The organism is Micromonospora sp. DT48 (genome assembly GCF_049844495.1).
GTDB lineage: Bacteria > Actinomycetota > Actinomycetes > Mycobacteriales > Micromonosporaceae > Micromonospora.
Map to the genome: position 1 here is coordinate 259,267 of NZ_JBNCLE010000007.1, position 19,355 is coordinate 278,621.

General features: G+C 72.1%; 16 protein-coding genes and 1 pseudogene. 14 read left to right on the plus strand and 3 right to left on the minus strand.

From position 1 onward, the window contains the following. Positions 1 to 93: 93 nt before the first annotated feature. Entirely contained in the window at positions 94 to 1,137 is a 1,044-nt protein-coding gene (locus ACLQ2S_RS09260) for a TRM11 family SAM-dependent methyltransferase (RefSeq protein ID WP_309222971.1), read from the plus strand. A 233-nt stretch (positions 1,138 to 1,370) separates the two neighbouring features. Then, positions 1,371 to 2,483 (plus strand): ricin-type beta-trefoil lectin domain protein, encoded by a 1,113-nt coding sequence (locus ACLQ2S_RS09265; RefSeq protein WP_155216879.1) that lies wholly within the window; start codon positions 1,371 to 1,373, stop codon positions 2,481 to 2,483. A 101-nt stretch (positions 2,484 to 2,584) separates the two neighbouring features. Here the strand turns inward: ACLQ2S_RS09265 and ACLQ2S_RS09270 are convergent. Continuing rightward, a pseudogene (locus tag ACLQ2S_RS09270) lies at positions 2,585 to 5,130 on the minus strand (CDP-alcohol phosphatidyltransferase family protein). A gap of 60 nt (positions 5,131 to 5,190) precedes the next feature. Between ACLQ2S_RS09270 and ACLQ2S_RS09275 the strand changes: the two are divergent. The 7 genes from ACLQ2S_RS09275 (at position 5,191) to ACLQ2S_RS09305 (ending at position 10,860) form a co-directional block, all read left to right on the plus strand. Continuing rightward, positions 5,191 to 6,171, plus strand: a complete 981-nt coding sequence (locus ACLQ2S_RS09275) for a zinc-dependent alcohol dehydrogenase (protein WP_309222970.1) — start codon at positions 5,191 to 5,193, stop codon at positions 6,169 to 6,171. Positions 6,172 to 6,174: 3 nt separating this feature from the next. After that, the gene (locus tag ACLQ2S_RS09280) at positions 6,175 to 6,606 is read left to right on the plus strand and encodes a 6-pyruvoyl trahydropterin synthase family protein (RefSeq protein WP_309222969.1); all 432 of its coding nucleotides are present in this window, start codon (positions 6,175 to 6,177) and stop codon (positions 6,604 to 6,606) included. Between the two features lie 7 nt (positions 6,607 to 6,613). Continuing rightward, a complete protein-coding gene (locus tag ACLQ2S_RS09285) occupies positions 6,614 to 7,642 on the plus strand; it encodes a glycosyltransferase family 4 protein (RefSeq protein WP_155216873.1) in 1,029 nt (342 codons plus the stop codon). Continuing rightward, a complete protein-coding gene (locus ACLQ2S_RS09290; RefSeq protein WP_425701517.1) occupies positions 7,639 to 8,478 on the plus strand; it encodes an SAM-dependent methyltransferase in 840 nt (279 codons plus the stop codon). Before ACLQ2S_RS09285 ends, ACLQ2S_RS09290 begins: the two co-directional genes overlap by 4 nt. A gap of 86 nt (positions 8,479 to 8,564) precedes the next feature. Continuing rightward, the gene (locus ACLQ2S_RS09295) at positions 8,565 to 9,503 is read left to right on the plus strand and encodes a lysylphosphatidylglycerol synthase domain-containing protein (RefSeq protein WP_309222968.1); all 939 of its coding nucleotides are present in this window, start codon (positions 8,565 to 8,567) and stop codon (positions 9,501 to 9,503) included. An 11-nt stretch (positions 9,504 to 9,514) separates the two neighbouring features. Further along, positions 9,515 to 10,156, plus strand: coding sequence for a GTP cyclohydrolase II (locus ACLQ2S_RS09300; RefSeq protein ID WP_155216380.1), 642 nt, complete (start codon positions 9,515 to 9,517; stop codon positions 10,154 to 10,156). Continuing rightward, positions 10,156 to 10,860 (plus strand): RibD family protein, encoded by a 705-nt coding sequence (locus tag ACLQ2S_RS09305; protein ID WP_425701575.1) that lies wholly within the window; start codon positions 10,156 to 10,158, stop codon positions 10,858 to 10,860. The genes ACLQ2S_RS09300 and ACLQ2S_RS09305 overlap by 1 nt, the downstream gene beginning before the upstream one ends. Positions 10,861 to 10,896: 36 nt before the next feature. Here the strand turns inward: ACLQ2S_RS09305 and ACLQ2S_RS09310 are convergent, their stop codons facing one another. After that, positions 10,897 to 11,460: a GNAT family N-acetyltransferase gene (locus tag ACLQ2S_RS09310; protein ID WP_155216378.1), complete on the minus strand. Its 564-nt coding sequence runs from the start codon at positions 11,458 to 11,460 to the stop codon at positions 10,897 to 10,899. Then, complete coding sequence (locus tag ACLQ2S_RS09315; RefSeq protein WP_425701518.1) at positions 11,453 to 13,495, minus strand: penicillin acylase family protein; 2,043 nt, start codon at positions 13,493 to 13,495, stop codon at positions 11,453 to 11,455. Before ACLQ2S_RS09315 ends, ACLQ2S_RS09310 begins: the two co-directional genes overlap by 8 nt. A 251-nt stretch (positions 13,496 to 13,746) precedes the next feature. Here ACLQ2S_RS09315 and ACLQ2S_RS09320 point away from each other — a divergent pair, with 251 nt between their 5' ends. The 5 genes from ACLQ2S_RS09320 (at position 13,747) to ACLQ2S_RS09340 (ending at position 19,347) form a co-directional block, all read left to right on the plus strand. After that, complete coding sequence (locus ACLQ2S_RS09320) at positions 13,747 to 13,914, plus strand: hypothetical protein (protein ID WP_155216376.1); 168 nt, start codon at positions 13,747 to 13,749, stop codon at positions 13,912 to 13,914. A 136-nt stretch (positions 13,915 to 14,050) separates the two neighbouring features. Further along, positions 14,051 to 15,601: a pyridoxal phosphate-dependent decarboxylase family protein gene (locus ACLQ2S_RS09325; protein ID WP_155216373.1), complete on the plus strand. Its 1,551-nt coding sequence runs from the start codon at positions 14,051 to 14,053 to the stop codon at positions 15,599 to 15,601. A gap of 35 nt (positions 15,602 to 15,636) precedes the next feature. Continuing rightward, a complete protein-coding gene (locus ACLQ2S_RS09330) occupies positions 15,637 to 16,917 on the plus strand; it encodes a lysine N(6)-hydroxylase/L-ornithine N(5)-oxygenase family protein (protein WP_425701519.1) in 1,281 nt (426 codons plus the stop codon). After that, positions 16,914 to 17,552 (plus strand): GNAT family N-acetyltransferase, encoded by a 639-nt coding sequence (locus ACLQ2S_RS09335; RefSeq protein WP_309222966.1) that lies wholly within the window; start codon positions 16,914 to 16,916, stop codon positions 17,550 to 17,552. The genes ACLQ2S_RS09330 and ACLQ2S_RS09335 overlap by 4 nt, the downstream gene beginning before the upstream one ends. Beyond that, positions 17,539 to 19,347 carry an IucA/IucC family protein gene (locus tag ACLQ2S_RS09340; RefSeq protein WP_155216369.1) on the plus strand — a complete coding sequence of 603 codons (1,809 nt, stop codon included), beginning with the start codon at positions 17,539 to 17,541 and terminating at the stop codon, positions 19,345 to 19,347. Before ACLQ2S_RS09335 ends, ACLQ2S_RS09340 begins: the two co-directional genes overlap by 14 nt. Positions 19,348 to 19,355 lie beyond the last annotated feature (8 nt).

Genomic DNA, 19,355 nt, shown 5'->3' on the forward strand with positions numbered 1-19,355 from the left:
CCCCGCCGGGTGTGGCACCTCGCGAACGCCTCGAACGGGGTGTTCCGGGTGCCACATCCGCGTGATCGGCGCGGGGTGGGATAGTGGGCGGCTGTGGCTAGGTATGGGGTACTGAGTCTGCCGTCGAGTAACCGGGTGTACTCGGGGGCGGCGGTGGAGTTGACCTGCGCGGAGCTGGAGATCTTCGGCGACGCGGTGCTCGACGGCCGGATCGGTGACGTGGCCACCGAGACCATCGGCGGCGCGCGCTACATCACCTTCGACGTCGCCGGGGGTCTGAGTGAGCGGGACGCCGCGCTGCTGGGCAACCTCTCCAGCGCGTACGCGATCTTCGAGTTCGTCGGCGATCTGCTGCGGCCGGTGCCGGTGGCCCGGCTGGACCGCTTCGACGACGACCTGCTCACCATTCAGAAGTATCCGGGCAAGACCAACGAACAGTTCACCAAGCTGCTGCTCAACGTCACCCTGCTCGCCTCCGACTGGGCCGGCGACCTGCTGACCCGGCGGTTCCGGGTGCTGGACCCGCTGTGCGGTCGGGGCACCACGCTCAACCAGGCGATGATGTACGGGTTCGACGCCGCCGGGATCGACCGGGACAGCAAGGACTTCGAGGCGTACCAGACGTTCCTGAGCACCTGGCTCAAGCGCAAGCGGATCAAGCACCGGGTGCTGGAGTCCGGCCCGATCCGCCGGGAACGCAAGGTCGTCGGGCGGCGACTGCGGATGGAACTGGCTGCCTCCAAGGAGGCGCACAAGGCCGGTGACGTGCAGACGGTGGACGTGGTCAACGCCGACACCACCCGGGTGGGTGAGTTCTTCCGCCCGGAGACGATCGACGTGGTGGTGGCCGACGCGCCCTACGGCGTGCAGCACGGCAGCCGTACCGTCGAAGGTCTGGCCCGCGACCCACTCGCCCTGCTCACCGCCGCCGCGCCCGGGTGGGCGCGGGTGCTGCGCCCGGGCGGCGCGTTGGGCGTCTCGTGGAACACCAACGTCGCGCGCCGGGAGGCGGCCGCCGAACGGCTGACCGCCGCCGGCCTCACCGTTCTCGACGACGGCCCCTGGCGGGGCCTGTCCCACCGGGTCGACCAGGCCATCGTCCGTGACGTTCTGGTCGCCCGCAAACCCGCCCCCTAGGGCCTCTCCCGCCCTGCCTGGTCCCGTCCCCGCGCCTCGGACACTTGCTGGTCTCCGAGGTGCGGGGGCGGCGACGTGTGCGGGGACACGCACTGCACGATCGGACAGGGGGCGGGGGCGGGGAGACGGATGTATATCGACTTGTGTGACTGTTAGCGTTCACCTGACAGGTGTCGGCTTTCGACGCGATGTCGGAGCTGGTCACGCCCGGAGAACAACGGCAGGAGTTGATGATGCGTACGAGGGCACGATTGTTCGCGGCGGTCGCCGCGCTCGGTCTGGTGGCCGCCGGTGTGGTGGTGCAACCCGGCGCGGCCAGCGCGGAGTCCAACGGCGGGGTACGGGTGATGCCGCTCGGCGACTCGATCACCGAGGGCACCCAGATCCCGGGCGGCTACCGGATCGGCCTCTGGCAGCGCCTGGTCAACGGCGGGTACACCGTGGACTTCGTCGGGTCGCAGTTCAACGGGCCGGCCAACCTCGGTGACCACGACCATCAAGGGCATCCCGGCTGGCGTATCGACCAGATCGACGCCAACATCGGCGGGTGGCTGAACACCCAACGGCCGCGGACCGTCCTGCTGCACATCGGCACCAATGACATCCTGCAGAACTACAACGTGAGTACCGCGCCGAACCGGCTCTCCACGCTGATCGACCGGATCACCACCACCGCCCCTGACGCGGACGTGTTCGTCGCGCAGATCATCACGCTCTCGAACGCCAACCAGGCGGCGGCCGTACGCACCTTCAACGCGGCGATTCCCGGCATCGTGCAGAGCAAGGTGAACGCGGGCAAGCGGGTCCACCTGGTGGACATGCACAGCGCCCTGACCACCGCCGACCTGATCGACGGGGTCCACCCGACCGCCAACGGCTACGACAAGATGGCCGCGGTCTGGTACAGCGCGCTGCAGTCGGTTCCCGGCAGCATCGGCACCCCGGGCAGCGGCGGGGGATCGACCACCGGGATCGTCGGCGCCGCGTCCGGCCGGTGCCTCGATGTGCCGGGCTCCAGCACCGTCAACGGCACTCAGCTCCAGTTGTGGGACTGCCACGGCGGCGCCAACCAGCAGTGGAGCTACACCTCCGGGCGGGCGCTGACCGTCTACGGCAACAAGTGCCTCGACGCCGCGGGCTACGGCACCTCGCCGGGCACCCGGGTCACCATCTACGACTGCCACGGTGGGACCAACCAGCAGTGGCAGCTGAACGCCGACGGCACCATCACCGGCGTACAGTCCGGTCTCTGCCTGGACGCCAACGCCGCCGGTACCGCCAACGGCACGAAACTCATCCTCTGGACCTGCAACGGTCAGGCCAACCAGCGGTGGAGCCGGCGGTAGCCGCAGCTACCGCCGGCCCGGGTTCCAGGGCTCGCACGCCCGGCCGGAACGCCGCTCGCGCCGGCTGCCCCCGACCGCGTCGACCGGTACCGGGGTCGCGTTCAGCGGCCCTGGGCCCGAGGTCGGTCGGGGGTGGGGCCGAAGGCGGTGAGGAAGCGGTCGCGGAACTGGTCCATCGGCCAGACCGGCGCCTTCGCGTCCGGGGTCAGGCCGTCCTGCCAACCCCAGTCGCCGATGCGTTGCAGCACCGCCGAATCCTTGGTCACGATGTGGATCGGCACGTCGTGGCTCGGATTCTCGCCGGTGACCACCGGCGCGGGCTGGTGGTCACCGACGATGACCAGCACCGTGTCGTCGTCACCGTACGTCTCCACGTAGGAGATGAGCGTGCGCAACGTGTAGCTGATCGAGTGCCGGTAGCCGGTGCGGGCCTGCGCCGTCGGCGTACCGATGATGCCCCGCCGGAACACCTCGCCGTCGTCGATGGCGTCCCACTCGACAAGTGACGGCACCTTCGTCCAGGGGGAGTGGCTGGAGACCAGGGACAGCTCGACCATCACCGGACGGTCCCGAGCGCCGGTCAACTCCCGCTGGTGGAACTGGTGGATGGCGAACTGGTCGGGCATCGGCGCGAAGGCGAACCTGGGGCCCTGGTAGTCCAGGTCGGGCCCGCTGTAGAACTGTTCGTAGCCGTAGAAGGCGCCCTCCGGCCAGGGCTGGTTCACCGCCGGCATCACCCCGACCGTACGCCAGGAGGCACGCCGGAACGCGTCACCGAGGGTGAACCGGTCGCTGGCGAGCAGGTTCCGGTACCGCTGGTTGTTGTCGACCCAGAGACCGGACAGCAGGGTGGCGTGTGCCAGCCAGCTCGCGCCGCCGATGGTCGGCGAGGTGAGGAAGCCACTGCGGGTGGCGAACCCGGCGGCGGACAGCCGACCCGCGCCCTCGTCGAGCATCCGGGGGATGGCGGCGAACTCGGGATCGGTGACCGCGCTGCGGCCGTAGCTCTCCACGAAGGCGATCAGCACGTTCTTCCCGCGTAGCCCGGTGAGCAACTGGTCGGCGGGCAGATCCCGGAACGGGTCCACCCCCACCTCCTTGGCGAACACCTGACGGTCGGACAGCCGGTCCCACACCTCGGCGGCGTGCTCCTGGACGAGGATGCTGGCGTTGGTGTCCGCGATCGGCATGGCGGGCACGATCCGCACCCCGAACACGGCCAGCACCGCCCAGACCAGCACCAGCGTGGCGATGGCCCGCGTGCTACCGGTCCGGTGCCGGGTCAACAGGCTGGACAGCCGTACCGTGGACAGGGCGGTCAGCACCGGCACGGCCAGCAACGACAGCCCGACCCCGAGCGCGATGGCGATCGCGCCGGGCCGGCCGATCGACTCGGCCACGAAGGTGAACGCCTCGTCCAGCAGCGACCAGTCCAGCACCAGGTCGAACGGACGTCCCAGCGACGCGTAGAAGCCCAGGTCGCCGACCTTCACCACGACGACGAGTCCGAGCAGCGCACCGGTCAGCGCGGCCACCACCCGCCGGGGGCGACCGGGCAGCGCGAGCAGCAGCGCGGCGAGCAGCAGCGCCTCCAACGGGATCCGCATCAACGCGCCGGGCTCCAGCTGCCACGGCCGGTTGGGCAGGGTGAACGCGCCCAGCACCAGCACGGCGGCGAGGGCGGTGACCACGCGGGTCACGACCCGGCGGCGCACGCCCCGTCGGCCCACCCCCGCCTCGGTCGGCTCGGTGTCTGTGGTCGGGCGCGCGGGCGCCGGGTCCGTGATCAACAACTGCTTCTCCCGGGTCAGCGCAGCGACAGGGCGGGGGCGGTGGACTGGTCATGCTCGTCGGATCGGTCGACCCGGCGCACGTCGATCGGCACGGTCGGCATCGCCAGGGCCGGTGCGGTCGACGTCGTCCGGTGCCGCCACAGCCACCGGACATCCCGCCCGAACGACTCGACCAGCAGGCCCAGCGCGGTCACCAGCAACGCGGTGGTCACCATTCCGGGCAGGACCTGGGCGGCGGCGACCGCGAGCATGATCCCCTGGACGGCGGCGACCACCTTACGCCAGTACCGGGGCGGTAGCTGGGCGACCATCCAGGGCAGCACCCAGCCGGCGGCCAGGAAGACGTACCGCATCAGGCCGATGGCGAGTACCCAGGGCCCGACCGAAGGGGCCACGTAGAGGCTCAGCATCAGCACCAGGAACGAGTCGACCTCCATGTCGAACCGGGCGCCGAGGGCACTGGTCGTCCCGGTGCGGCGGGCCACCTTGCCGTCGACCGCGTCGAGGGCCAGCGCCACGCCGGTCATCGCCACCAGCAACGCCACCGGCGCGGTACGACCACTGCTCAGCGCGTCGGCGATCAGGGCGGTCACCGCCCCGACCAGCATTCCGCGCCCCATCGTCACCCAGTCGGCAGGTCCGAGCCGCGGCGTGCCCGCACGACGCAGACCACGCAGCAGCGCCAGACAGGTCACCACGCCGTACGCCGTGCCGGTCAGCCAGCCCGCGACACCGAGACCGACTGTCGCGGCGACCCCCGCCAGCAGAACGATCTGGACGAAGAGCCCGATTTGCGGACCGGTTCGAACTGTGGACACCGTGCCTCCGTGTTTATGATCGACGACCCCTGTCAGGGAACTACGGAAAATACGACGGATCGGTTCGGTCCGGACGCGGTAGAGGAGAAAAAACCGGTGACGCAAACCGCCCGCGCCTTCTGGCTCCGGGCTCCCGGTGTGGGCGAGATCCGCCCGGTGACGCTGCCGGAGCCGAGCACCGGGGAGGTCCTGGTGCGCAGCCGGTACTCCGGGGTGAGCCGGGGCACCGAGACTATCGTCTTCACCGGTGCCGTGCCCGCCAGCCAGTACGCCGCGATGCGCGCACCGTTCCAGGAGGGCGACTTCCCGGCCCCGGTCAAGTACGGCTATCTCAGCGTCGGCGAGGTCGAGCAGGGCCCGGCGCACCTGCTCGGGCGTACCGTGTTCTGCCTGCACCCGCACCAGAGCGCGTACGTGGTGCCGGTCGAGGCGGTGACCGTCGTACCGCCACAGGTCCCGGCGGCGCGCGCCGTGCTGGCCGGCACGGTGGAGACCGCCGTCAACGCGTTGTGGGACGCCCCGCCCCTGGTCGGCGACCGGGTCACCGTGATCGGCGGCGGGATGGTCGGCTGCGCCGTGACCGCCCTGCTGGCCCGCTTCCCCGGGGTGCGGGTGGAACTGGTCGACACCGATCCGGCCCGCGCCGAGGTGGCCGCCGCGCTGGGTGTCGACTTCGCCGCGCCGGGTACCGCCGCCGACGGCCGTGACCTGGTCGTGCACGCCAGCGCCACCGCCGCCGGCCTGCAACACGGCCTGGACCTGCTCGCGCCGGAGGGCACCCTGCTGGAACTGAGCTGGTATGGCGACCGACCGGTGCAGCTGTCGCTCGGTGGCGCGTTCCACTCCGGTCGGTTGACCATCCGCAGCAGTCAGGTGGGCATGGTCGCGCCGGCACGACGGGGCAGTCGCGGCTACGCCGACCGGATGGCGCTCGCCCTGGACCTGCTCGCCGACCCGGCGTTCGACACGTTGATCACCGGCCGGTCGCCGTTCGCGGAGCTGCCTGACGTGCTCGCCCGACTCAGCGCGGGCGACCTGCCCGCACTGTGCCATCTCATCACCTACGACGGGGAGTGAACCGTGTTCAGCGTGACCGTCCGTGACCACATCATGATCGCTCACAGTTTCCGTGGCGACGTCTTCGGCCCCGCCCAACGGCTGCACGGCGCGACGTTCGTCGTCGACGCCACCTTCCGCCGCCCCGACCTGGACGACGACGGCATCGTGGTCGACATCGGGTTGGCCACCGACCAGCTCAAGGCGGTGCTCGGCGAGCTGAACTACCGCAACCTCGACGACGAGCCCGCGTTCGCCGGCACGAACACCACCACCGAGGTGCTGGCCCGCACCATCGCCGACCGCCTCGCCGACCGGGTGGCCGCCGGTCAGCTCGGCGCCGGTGCCCGGGGCCTGACCGGGATCACGGTCACCCTGCACGAGTCGCATGTGGCCTGGGCCAGCTACGAGCGGGCGCTGCCCGGACCGAACGCCGTCGGTGAGGGCGCCGCCTGACGTGCTGATGCTGCACGTGATCCTGCCGGGCGACATCGACGACCCGGCGTCACCCAGCGGCGGCAACGGCTACGACCGGCGGATCTGCGCCGGGCTCGCCGCCGCCGGCTGGTCGGTGCGGGAGCATCAGGTACCCGGCGACTGGCCGCAACCGGCCCCGGCGGCGCGGGCCGCGCTGGCGGGGGTCCTGCGCGGACTGCCGGACGGCGCGTTGGCCCTGGTCGACGGCCTGGTCGCCTCGGTGGTGCCGGACGAACTCGCCGCGCACGCCGACCGGTTGCGGCTGGTCGCGTTGGTGCATCTGCCCCGCGACGACGACGCCGAGGCCCGGGCGCTGGAGGCGGTCACCTCGGTGGTGGCCACCAGCGCCTGGACCCGACAGGCGCTGCTGCGGCGGTACGCGCTGCCCGCCGACCGGGTGCACGTGGCCCCGCCCGGGGTGGACCCGGCGGCACCGGCGACCGGTTCGACGACCGGGTCGGCGCTGCTGTGCGTCGCGGCGGTCGCCCGGCACAAGGGCCACGACGTGCTGGTCGAGGCGTTGACCAGGGTGGCCGACAGATCTTGGACGCTGACCTGCGTCGGACCGCTGCACCGGGAACCGGCGTTCGTCGAGCGACTGCGGGAGCGGATCACCGCCGGGGGGCTCGCCGACCGGATCCGGCTGACCGGACCGTTGGCCGGTGACCGGCTCGCCGCCGCGTACGCCGCCGCCGACCTGCTGGTGCACCCGTCACGCGGCGAGACGTACGGGATGGTGGTCACCGAGGCGCTGGCCCGTGGCGTACCGGTGCTCGCCACGGCCGTCGGTGGACTGCCCGACACCCTCGGGCACACGGCGGCGGGCGACCGGCCGGGCCTGCTGGTGCCGCCCGAGGACCCGGCCGCCCTCGCCACGGCTCTGCGCCGCTGGCTCGACGACGCGGCGTTGCGCGAGCACCTGCGGTACGCCGCCGGCCAGCGACGACACACCCTCGCCGGTTGGCAGCGCACCGTCGCCCAGATCATCACGGCCCTGAAGGAGGCGTCGGCATGAGCATCGAACTCCCGCCGGATTTCGCGCAGTGGCTCGCGCTGCGGGAACCGGCCGACGTGGCGGCCCGGTCCACGGACCTGGTCGACATGCTGCGCGCGGCGTTGCCCGGCGGCGGACCCCTGGTGGTGCACGACCTCGGGGCGGGGACCGGGTCGCTGGCCCGCTGGCTGGCCCCGCTGCTGCCCGGCCCGCAGCACTGGATCCTGCACGACCAGGACGCCGACCTGCTGGCCCGGGCCCGCGCCGCGGTGCCCCCCACCGCCGCCGACGGCGCGCCGGTGACCGTCGAGACGCGCCGGGGCGACCTGACCCGGCTGGCCGCCGCCGAGCTGGCCGCCGCCGAGCTGGCCGACGCCGCGCTGGTCAGCGCCTCGGCCCTGCTCGACATGCTCACCGCCGAGGAACTCGACGACCTGATCGCCGCCTGTGCGAAGGCCGGGTGCCCGGCACTGTTCCTGATCTCCGTGACCGGCACCGTGCGACTGACCCCGGACGATTCACTGGACGACGAGATCGCCGCCGCCTTCAACGCCCACCAGCGGCGTACCGCCAACGGTCGTCGGCTGCTCGGACCGGACGCCGTCGACGCCTGCGTCGCGGCCTTCGCCCGGCATGGGGTGGAGGTGCAGCTACGGCCGAGCCCGTGGCAGCTCGGGCCGGACCAGGCGGCCCTGGCGGCGCAGTGGTTCACCGGGTGGCTCGACGCGGCACGGGAGCAGGACCCCGAGCTGAGCACCCGCACCGAGGAGTACGCACGACGTCGGCTGGCCGAGGCTGAAACCGGTCGCCTCGGGGTAATGGTCGATCACGTCGACCTGCTGGCGCTGCGCCGTTGAACCGGCAGTCGATCAGCTACGTGCGTACAGTCAGGGAAGATCGCCATGTCGGGGAGGCGCGAGTGGGGGATGAAGGTGGCAGTGCCGTGCCCGAGGCGACCCCGGTGGGCCGCTCGTTCTGGGGCTGGGCCCGTCTGGCGCTGGGTGCGGGCGTCCTGGTGGGGCTGCTCTGCTGGCTCGGCACCGGCCCGTTCCTCGCCGGTCTGCGGCTGATCGACGCGCCGGCGCTGGCCGCCGCGCTCGCCATCGGCGTCCTCACCACGGTCTGCGCCGCCTGGCGGTGGAGCCTCGTCGCCGATGGTCTGGGCGTGCGCCTGCCCCTGACGGAGGCGGTCGCCCACTGCTACCGGGCGATCTTCCTCAACGCGACCCTGCCCGGCGGGATCCTCGGTGACGTGCACCGCGCGGTGCGTCACGGCCGCGACGTCGGTGACGTCGGGCGCGGCATCCGGGCGGTGGTGTGGGAACGGACGGCGGGGCAGGTGGTGCTGGTCGCGGTCGCCGCGGTGCTGCTGTTCGCCTTCCCGTCGCCGGTGCGACCGTTCCTGCCGGTGGCCACCGCGGTGGCGGTGGCGGTGCTGGTCGCCGTGGTGGCGGCGGCCCGGCTGCTGCCGCGCTCCGGCGCCTCCCGGTGGGCCCGCGCCCTGGGTACCGCCGTCTCCGACGTCCGCAACGGCCTGCTGGCGCGGCGGACCTGGGCCGGGGTGCTTATCGCCTCCGCGCTGGCGGTCGCCGGGCACCTCGCGACGTTCCTGGTGGCGGCACGCACGGCGGGTTCCACCGCACCGCTGAGCCTGCTGCTGCCGCTGACCCTGCTGGCCCTGCTCGCGATGGGGGTGCCGGCCAACGTCGCCGGGTTCGGCCCGCGCGAGGGGGTGGCCGCGTGGGCGTTCGCCGCCGCCGGCCTGACCGCCGCCGAGGGGGTGGCCACCGCGACGGTGTACGGCGCTCTGGTGCTCGTCGCGAGCCTGCCCGGAGCCGCCGTGCTACTGGCCCGACGTGTCCGTGTACCCGCCACCGTCTGACGAGGAGACCCATGTCCGAATCACTGCCTGTCGCCACCGTCCGGACGCAGGTGACCGTGCCGTTGCGGTTCCCTGACGGCTACAGCACCACGGCCCGGCTGTTCACCTTCGACGGGCTGGTCGACTCTCGGGAGCATCTCGCCTTCGCCCTCGGCGACCCCGGCGCGGCGGAACGCGACGGCGGCGTGCCGCTGGTGCGTCCGCACAGCGAGTGCCTCACCGGCGACGTGTTCGGTAGCCAGCGCTGCGACTGCGGGCCCCAACTGCGCGAGGCGGTGCAGCGGATCGCCGACGTCGGCGGCTACCTGCTCTACCTGCGTCAGGAGGGTCGGGGCATCGGGCTGTACGCCAAGCTCGACGCGTACGCGTTGCAGGACGCGGGGCTGGACACCTTCGAGGCCAACGTGGCGCTCGGCCACGCCGAGGACGAGCGCGACTACACCGTGGCGGCGCAGATGCTCGCCGCGCTCGGTGTCGGGCCGATCGCGGTGCTGAGCAACAACCCGGAGAAGACCGAGCAGTTGGGTCGGCTCGGGGTCACCGTGACCGAGCAGGTGCCCACCGGCGTGTTCCTGTCCCCGGCCAACGCCGAGTACCTCGCGGCGAAGGCCAGCCGTGCGGCCCGCGCCGCCGACCTCCCCGTCGCCCGGTGATCGGCCCGCCGGAGGTGGCGCGGCCGTACGTGCTGCTCAGCTGCGCCACCTCGATCGACGGCTATATCGACGACGCCACCGACGAGCGGCTGCTGCTGTCCAACGACGCGGACCTCGACCGGGTCGACGAGGTCCGCGCCGGCTGCGACGCGATCCTGGTCGGCGCCGGTACGGTCCGCCGGGACGACCCCCGGTTGCTGGTGCGGTGCGAACGGCGTCGGGCCGAACGGGTCGCTCGGGGTCTGCCGTCGTCACCGACCCGGGTGACCATGACCGCCTGCGGAGACCTGGATCCGGACGCCCGGTTCTTCACCGTCGGCGACACCGAGCGGATCGTCTACAGCGCCAGCGGCGCGGTGGAGAAGACCCGACACCGGTTGGGCGAGCGGGCCACCGTGCTCGACGCCGGTGAGCCGGTGGACCTGGCGCGGATGTTGACCGACCTCGCCGAGCGGGGGGTGGGTCGGCTGCTGGTGGAGGGCGGCGCGGGCGTGCACGGGCAGTTCCTCGCCGCCGGGCTCGCCGACGAACTCCACCTGGTGGTCGCCCCCTTCTTCGTCGGCGACCGACGGGCGCCCCGGTTCGTCGGCGAGGGCAGCTTCCCGTGGCACCCGGGACGACGGGCGCAGGTGGTGGAGGCACGCCAGATCGGCGACGTGGTGTTGACCCGTTACGCGCTGTCGGATCGCTGCGACCTGGGTTAGGCCGACGAACGTCGATGTCGCCTCGGCGGCGAGCGGCTACCGCACGTCGTGCCGGTCCGCCGGTCGCGGCAGGAACATCAGCCGGGCCCGTTTGTCGGGCAGGTCCACCACCGGGCCGTCGACGAAGCCGGCCCGGCGCAGCCGCGCGATCGCCTTGTCGTTGCGGGCGTCCGGCTCCATCACCAGCCGTTGCCGGCGAGGATCGGCGAAGACGAAGGCGATGAACTCGTCCAGCAGCGTGCCGGTGAAACCGGGCTCGGGCCGCACCGGAGTGCCGATCAGCAGGTGACCGCCGTGGTCGCCGGGACGTACCGGATAGCACTCGCCGACCGGATCGTGTTCCGGCTCGTAGGTCTGGAACAGCGCCACCGGCTGCCCGTCGCGTCGGGTGAGGTACGCGTGATGGGTGGCGAGCGAGTCGACGTACCGGTAGATCTCGGCGACGCGGTCCCGGTCGGCGTCGAGCATCCCCCAGAACCGGGCCCGCTCCTGGCTGACCCAGGAGTGGATCACGTCGGCGTCGGCATCCGGGTCGACCGGCCGGAAGGTGACCACACCGAACCCGGGCACCTGCCGTTCGTAGTGGTGGGGGTCAGTCATCGTGCTCCTCGGTCAGCCGGTCCCAGTCGCAGGTCACCGTGATCAGCTCCCCGTCGACCCACAGTGGTAGCTGGTCGTCGCGGTGCGGCCCGGCCCCGGTGGCGCCCAGCGGCACCACCCAGCGGCTGTCCTCCCGCCGGGCCAGGTCCCACACGTAGCGGGCCGTCGGCCCGCGCAGACACAGGTCGGTCACCCCGGGCACGCTGGAGGTGGCCAGCACACAGTCGTGGTCACCGGCGAGCGCCGGACCCGGTGGCGCGGCCGGGTCGGGCAGCGCCCGCCACGGCAGGAGCCGGTGCCGGTCGCCCCAGGGCCGGGTGTCGTCGGCCGCGGCGATCTCCGCCAGGGCCCCACGCAGCAGGTCGGCCCGATCCAGGCCGGGCAGGTCCGCGGACAGCAGTGAGATCACCGCGTACCCGACCCGGGAGGTCAGGGTCAGCCAGGGCCGGAACACCTCCGGGTAGCCGGGCGGTTCGGCCAGCTCGGCCAGCGCGGGATGGGCGGCGAGCCGGCGGGTCACCGCGGCCCGCAGGTCGGCGAAGGCGGCGGCGTCGACGCTGTCGGCGGCCATCCGGCGGTCCCAGGCCAGCAGCCGGTCCCGTAGCCCGGCGGCGGCCGGGTCGAGCCCGTCCAGCGTGGCGAGCAGGTCCAGCAGCGGCCCGGCGGCGGCCAGGTATGTGTCGGTGTGCACGCTGGCCATCTGCCCGGCCTGCCAGTCGTCGACGGCGTCCAGCAGGTGGCGGATCCGTTCGGCCCGGTACGGCGGCGCGAACTCCACGCCGAGCCCGGCGGAGATGCCCCGCTCGTTGGCCATCACCGCCACCTGACCGACCGGGGCGCTCGGCATGTCGTGCCAGCCCTGCCAGGCGTGGTCGGCGCCCCAGGCGGGGACCACCCGTCGCCCGTTGTCCGGATGGCGTCGGGGCACCCGACCGGCCACCCGGTGCAGCAGCCCGCCGACGGTGTCGGCCGCGAGGACCACGTTGACCGGCTCGACCCAGCCGTCCAGTGCCGCGTCGACGTCGTCGACGGTGCGGGCCCGCAGCAACGCGGGCAGGACGGCGAAGCCCAGCTCGCCGAGGACCCGGGGTGGGTATCGCAGGCTGATCGTGGTGGCCGGGTCGTCGTCCGGCCCACCGGAGACCACCGGGCCTCGCTCGGTCTCGATCACCTCGACCTCGACCGGTTCGGCACCGGACACCTCGATGGTCTCGACGTGGCGGTGTGCGAGTCGCCATCCGTCGGGTCCGTACGCCTCGACCCGGTCGCCCCGGCGGCGCAGTCGTTCGGCGTACCCGTCCTGGTAGTCCGCCATCGCGTTGGTGATCGCCCAGGCGACCGCACCGGCATGGCCGAAGTGCGGGATGCCCGGAACACCGGGCACGGCGAAGCCGACCACGTCGTACTCCGGGCAGGCCAGGCGGATCTGCTGGTAGATGCCGGGTGCCTCGATGAACCGGTGTGGGTCACCGGCGATCAGGGCGGCCCCGGCGGCGGTGCGGTCGGCGGCCACCAGCCAACCGTTGCTGCCGGAGGTGACGTGGTTGTCGACGGCGAACAGGCGGGCCGCCGCCGGACCGAGTCGGCGGGCCACCAGGTCACGCCAGAGTTTGGTGCCGAACCCGGCGAAGAGAACGTGGTGGCTGAGCCAGAGCGCGAGTGGCGTCCACGGCTGCCAGCGACCCGGCCGTAGGCCTGTGGCGGCGAACTCCGGGGCCCGCGCCGCACCGGCGGCCAGCGCGTCGTTGACTCCGTCGACGTAGTGGCCTACCCACTCGGCGGTGGCCGGGTCGAGGGCGGCGTGGCAGCGGCGCGCGGTGTCGTCGAGCCTCGCCCGGCGGGCGAAGCTGTCCCAGGCCACCGCCTCGACACCGAGGAACGAGGCGGAGGTGCCCTGCGCGCGGTGCCGTTCCACCTCGATCTGCCAGGCCCGGTCCAGGGCGGTGACCTGCCCCTGGGCGAAGGCCAGCGAGGTGTGGTCGACGGCGCGCAGGTGCGGGATGCCGTAGTCGTCGCGATAGCGGCGCGCGCTCACCGCGTCACCGTACCGGCTCGGACGCGGACTGCGGGAGCCACCAGCGGGGTACCGGCACGGCGGTCGCGGGGTGGTGCGGTCGGCCTGGACGGCGTCTCGTACCGTGGCGTATCGATGACGGACAGTGTGAACTCCAGTGTGGTGCGGAAACGCCGTCGGGACTTGACAGGAGCCGAGTCCGGGCAGGAAGTTAGGTTAGGTTAGCCTAACCGCTCTGCCTGGTCCGAGCCCCTGATCGAAAGACGACACGAATGCCTGAGCACCTCGCCGCCCGCCGCCCCTCCCACCGGGGATCGCTCGCTGTCGGCGGCACCGCCGTGCTGGTCGACTTCGGACTCGACGGTGCGGCGGGCGGCGGCGCGGCGCCGCTGCCGGAGAACCTCGCCACGGCGATCCGGGGGGCGAAGAAGCCCACCTGACGCCGCCGCGCGGCCGGGCGCGATCCGTCCCCGGCCGCTGTGCACCTCCCAGACCCGAACCACCCGCCGCCCACCTGTCGTGCGGCGGTTCACGGCTGCTCCGAACATCGAATCGCCGAGCGTGAAGGACACGTCCATGACCTTGCCGGTGCACCCCGCCGAGGCAACGCCGAGCAACCCGAAGCCCCGGCCCACACCCGCCCGGGCACACCTGCTCAGCGACGAGACAGTGGAGCAGTATCGACGAGCCGTGGCCGACGGCACCGAGCGGGTGGCCCGTCGCGTCGCCGAGGTGACCGGACCCTTCACCGGCGTACGCCCGGACGAACTCGCCCCGCAGATGGAGGCGATCGACCTGGACCAGCCGCTGGGTGACACCACCGCTGCCCTCGACGAACTGGAGGACGTCTACCTGCGCGACGCCGTCTGGTTCCACCACCCACGCTACCTGGCCCACCTCAACTGCCCCGTGGTGATCCCGGCACTGCTCGGCGAGGCGGTCCTCAGCGCGGTCAACTCCTCCATGGACACCTGGGACCAGAGCGCCGGTGGCACCCTGATCGAACGCCGACTCATCGAGTGGACCGCCGACCGCATCGGCCTCGGCCCGGCCGCCGACGGCGTGTTCACCAGTGGTGGCACCCAGTCCAACCTGCACGCCCTGCTGCTGGCCCGGGAGGAGGCGCTGGCCGCGGCGACCCCGGCCGACCGGCGGATCCTGCTGCCCCGCCTGCGGATCATCGCATCGTCGGCCGGTCATTTCAGCGTGCAGAAGGCGGCCAAGCTGCTCGGCCTGGCCCCGGACGCGGTCGTGGTGGTGGAGACCGGCCCCGACCGGCGGATGCGACCCGGCGCGGTCCGGCACGAGATCGCCCGCTGTCGGCGTGCCGGGCTCACCGTCATGGCGGTGGTGGCCACCGCCGGCACCACCGACTTCGGCACCATCGATCCGCTCGACGAGATCGCCGAGGTGTGCGCCACGGCCGGTGTGTGGCTGCACGTCGACGCCGCGTACGGCTGCGGCCTGCTGGTCTCGCCCACCCGTCGGCACCTGCTCCACGGCATCGAGCGCGCCGACTCGGTCACGGTCGACTTCCACAAGTCCTTCTTCCAGCCGGTCAGCTCCAGCGCACTGCTGGTCCGCGACCGGCGGACCCTGCGGCACGCCACCTGGCACGCCGACTACCTCAACCCGGCCCGGATGGTCGCCCAACGCATCCCCAACCAGGTCGACAAGAGCTTGCAGACCACCCGCCGGTTCGACGCGCTCAAGCTCTGGCTGACGTTGCGGGTGATGGGGCCCGACGCCGTCGGTGAACTCTTCGACGAGGTCTGCGACCGGGCCGCGCAGGCGTGGCAGCTGCTCGCCGCCGACCCCCGCTTCGAGGTGCTGACCCGCTCACAGCTGAGCACAGTGGTGTTCCGCTGGCAGCCCACCGGGCCGGGCCGGGAACTCGCCGACGCGGCCAACCTGCGGGCCCGTGAGGCGTTGGCCGCCTCCGGCCTCGCCGTGGTCGCCGGCACCCGGGTCGACGGCCGGCAGTACCTCAAGTTCACCGTGCTCAACCCGGCGACCACCGTCGACGACATCGCCTACGTGCTCGACCTGATCGCCGAGCACGCCGGACGCTACGTCCACGAACACGCCGGATCGTCCGCGGCGGGCCTGACCTGCCCGGTCGGCTGACCATGTCACCTGCGAACCCGAGCCTGGAGGGCCGGATGTCCAGTTACGACTTCATCGGGATCGGCCTCGGGCCGTACAACCTCGGCCTGGCCTGCCTGACCGCACCCGTCGCCGACCTCGACGGGCTGTTCCTGGAGGCGCGCGACGACGTCTCGTGGCATCCCGGCATGCTGCTGGAGTCGGCCCGGTTACAGACGCCGTTCCTGGCCGACCTGGTCACCCTCGCCGACCCCACCTCACCCTTCTCCTTCCTCAGCTACCTCAAGGAGATCGGCCGGCTCTATCCCTTCTACATCCGGGAGAACTTCTTCCCGCTGCGGGCGGAGTACGACGCGTACTGCCGCTGGGCCGCCGCCAAGCTGCCCAACCTGAGGTTCGGGCACCGGGTCACCACCGTCGAGTACGACGCCACCGACGACCGGTATGTGGTGACCGCCACCGTCGACGGCGGCACCGTCACCCACCGGGCCCGCCACCTGGTGCTCGGTACCGGCACCCCGCCCCACCTGCCGGCCGCCTGCGCCGGTCTGACCTCCGACGCGGTGCACAACTCCCGGTACCTGGAGCACCGGGACGCGTTGCGGGCCAAGCGGAGCATCACCATCGTCGGCAGTGGACAGAGCGCCGCCGAGATCTACCACGACCTGCTCGGCGACATCGGCACCCACGGCTACCAGCTGAACTGGGTGACCCGCTCGCCACGGTTCTTCCCGCTGGAGTACACCAAGCTCACGCTGGAGATGACCTCGCCGGACTACGTGGACTACTTCCACGCGCTGCCCGAGCCCACCCGGTACCGGCTGGAGGCCGAGCAGAAGGGGCTGTTCAAGGGCATCTCCGCCGACCTGATCAACGACATCTACGACCTGCTCTACGCCTCCAGCCTCGACGGCCCGGTGAGCACCCGGTTGCTGACCAACACCGAGTTGACCTCGGTGACCCACGACGAGAGCACCGGCGTGCACATGCTCCGGCTGCGCCACGTCGAGCAGGAACGGGAGTTCACGCTGGACACCGAGGGGCTGGTGCTGGCCACCGGCTACCGGTACGAGGTGCCCGAGTTCCTGGCACCGGTCCGGGACCGGTTGCGCTTCGACGACCACGGCCGGCTCGACGTGGCCCGCAACTACAGCGTGGACTCCACCGGGCGCGGGGTGTTCCTCCAGAACGGTGGCACCCACACCCACAGCATCACCTCGCCCGACCTGGGCATGGGCCCGTACCGCAACAGCTGGATCATCCGCGAACTGCTCGGCCGTGAGGTCTACCCGATCGAGAAGTCGATCGCCTTCCAGGACTTCGGGGTGACCGGGTGACGCAGCTCGTCTACACCCGCCACGACCGGCGGCTCGGCGAGTTCGCCCTGCGTACGCTCGACGTGGCCGCCGACGCGCCGGTGCTGCACCGGTGGGTGACCCACCCCAAGGCCGCCTTCTGGCTGATGCAGGACGCCGACGTCGACGCGGTTGCCGCCGAGTACCAGCGCATCGCCGAGCACCCGCACCACGAGGCGTACCTGGGCCTGTGGCGCGCCGAGCCGACGTTCCTCGCCGAGCGGTACGACCCGGCGCACGTCGAACTGGTCGGCCTGTACGACGCCCGCCCCGGTGACGTCGGGATGCACTTCCTCTGCGCGCCCACCGACACCCCGGTGCCCGGTTTCACCCGGGCCGTCATCACCACCGTGATGGCCTGGCTCTTCGCCGACCCCGCCACCGAGCGGGTCGTGGTCGAGCCGGACGTACGCAACACCGCCGTGCACGCACTCAACGCGGCGGTGGGCTTCGAGGTGATCGGACCGATCACCAAGCCGGAGAAGACGGCGTTGCTGAGCATCTGCACCCGGCAGCGATTCCTGGCCACTATCGGCGCCGCCACCGATACCGACGCCGCCACCCGAGCCGGTGCCGCCGGCAGCGACGCGAAGGAGCATCACCTTGACCACGCGTGACCCGGTCGCCCACCTACGTCCGGAGACCTGGGAGCGAGCCAACCGCCTGCTGGTGCGCAAGGCGCTCGCCGAGTTCACCCACGAGCGACTGCTCGCCCCCGAACCGGACGGTCCGACCGCCGACGACACCGGTCGCCGGTGGTACGCCCTCACCGCCGCCTCCGGCGCGGTCCGGTACCGGTTCGCGGCCCGGGTGATGACCCTGGAGCACTGGGACATCGACCCGGAGAGCATCACCCGGCACCGCGACGGCGAACCGACGCCGCTGGACGCCGTCGACCTCTGCCTCGACCTGCGCGACGCGCTCGGCCTCACCGACCGGATCCTGCCGGTCTACCTCGAGGAGATCACGTCCACCCTCGCCGGTCTGGCGTACAAGCTGGACCGGGCGCTGCCCAGCGCGGCGAAGCTGGTGGAGGCCGACTTCCAGACCATCGAGACGTCGATGACCGAGGGCCACCCGTGCTTCGTGGCCAACAACGGGCGGCTCGGCTTCGGCATCGACGAATACCACCGCTACGCCCCCGAGGCGGCCCAGCCGGTACGGCTGATCTGGCTCGCCGCCCACCGCGACCACGCCACCTTCACCAGCGCCGCCGACCTGGACCAGGAGACGCTGCTGCGTACCGAACTGGACGAGGCGACCCTCGCCCGGTTCGCCGGGACCATGACCGAGCTGGGGCTGGACCTCGCCGACTACCACCTCATCCCGGTGCACCCCTGGCAGTGGTGGAACAAACTGTCGGTCACCTTCGCCGGTGAGGTGGCGCGCCGTCGGCTGGTCTGCCTCGGTGAGGGCCCGGACGAATACCTCGCCCAGCAGTCCATCCGCACCTTCTTCAACGTCAGCCACCCGGAACGGCACTACGTCAAGACCGCGCTGTCCGTGCTGAACATGGGCTTCATGCGGGGCCTGTCGGCCGCGTACATGGAGGCCACCCCGGCGATCAACGACTGGCTGGCCGGTCTGATCGACGGCGACGAGGTGTTCCGGGCCACCGGACTGACGATCATCCGCGAGCGGGCCGCCGTCGGCTACCGGCACCGGCAGTACGAGGTCGCCACCGACCGCTACTCGCCGTACCGCAAGATGCTGGCCGCCCTCTGGCGGGAGAGCCCGGTGCCTGACCTGGCTCCCGGCCAGCGGCTGGCCACCATGGCGTCGCTGCTGCACGTCGACACCGACGGGCGGTCGTTCGCCGCGGAGCTGATCGCCGCCTCCGGGCTGGCACCGGCGGTCTGGCTACGGCGCTACCTGAACGCCTACCTGACCCCGCTGCTGCACGCCTTCTACGCCTACGACCTGGCGTTCATGCCGCACGGCGAGAACGTCATCCTGGTGTTGCGCGACGGGGTCGTGGAGCGGGCGATCTTCAAGGACATCGCCGAGGAGATCGTGGTGATGAGCGCCGAGGCGCAGCTGCCTCCGGCGGTCGAGCGGATCCGCGCCGACATCCCGGAGGACATGAAGCTGCTGTCGATCTTCACCGACGTCTTCGATTGCTTCTTCCGCTTCCTCGGTGCGACGCTGGCCGCCCAGGGCGTCATCAGCGAGGAGGAGTTCTGGCGTACCGTGGCCGACTGCGCCACCGAGTACGCCGCCCGGGTGCCGCACCTGGCCGACCGGCTGGCCCGCTACGACCTGTTCGCCCCGGAGTTCGCGCTGTCCTGCCTCAACCGGCTGCAACTGCGCGACAACCAGCAGATGGTCGACCTGGCCGACCCGTCCGCCGCGCTGCAACTGGTGGGCGCGCTGGCCAATCCGCTGGCGCGCTTCGCGCCCGCCGACGGGTAACCCGCTGC

Bases quoted from the DNA above. Each gene is read 5' to 3' on its own strand.
- ACLQ2S_RS09330 (WP_425701519.1), top strand. From the start codon at position 15,637: ATGTCCAGTTACGACTTCATCGGGATCGGCCTCGGGCCGTACAACCTC.
- ACLQ2S_RS09300 (WP_155216380.1), top strand. From the start codon at position 9,515: ATGTCCGAATCACTGCCTGTCGCCACCGTCCGGACGCAGGTGACCGTG.
- ACLQ2S_RS09285 (WP_155216873.1), top strand. From the start codon at position 6,614: ATGCTGCACGTGATCCTGCCGGGCGACATCGACGACCCGGCGTCACCC.
- ACLQ2S_RS09310 (WP_155216378.1), bottom strand. From the start codon at position 11,460: ATGACTGACCCCCACCACTACGAACGGCAGGTGCCCGGGTTCGGTGTG.
- ACLQ2S_RS09265 (WP_155216879.1), top strand. From the start codon at position 1,371: ATGCGTACGAGGGCACGATTGTTCGCGGCGGTCGCCGCGCTCGGTCTG.
- ACLQ2S_RS09325 (WP_155216373.1), top strand. From the start codon at position 14,051: ATGACCTTGCCGGTGCACCCCGCCGAGGCAACGCCGAGCAACCCGAAG.
- ACLQ2S_RS09290 (WP_425701517.1), top strand. From the start codon at position 7,639: ATGAGCATCGAACTCCCGCCGGATTTCGCGCAGTGGCTCGCGCTGCGG.
- ACLQ2S_RS09320 (WP_155216376.1), top strand. From the start codon at position 13,747: ATGCCTGAGCACCTCGCCGCCCGCCGCCCCTCCCACCGGGGATCGCTC.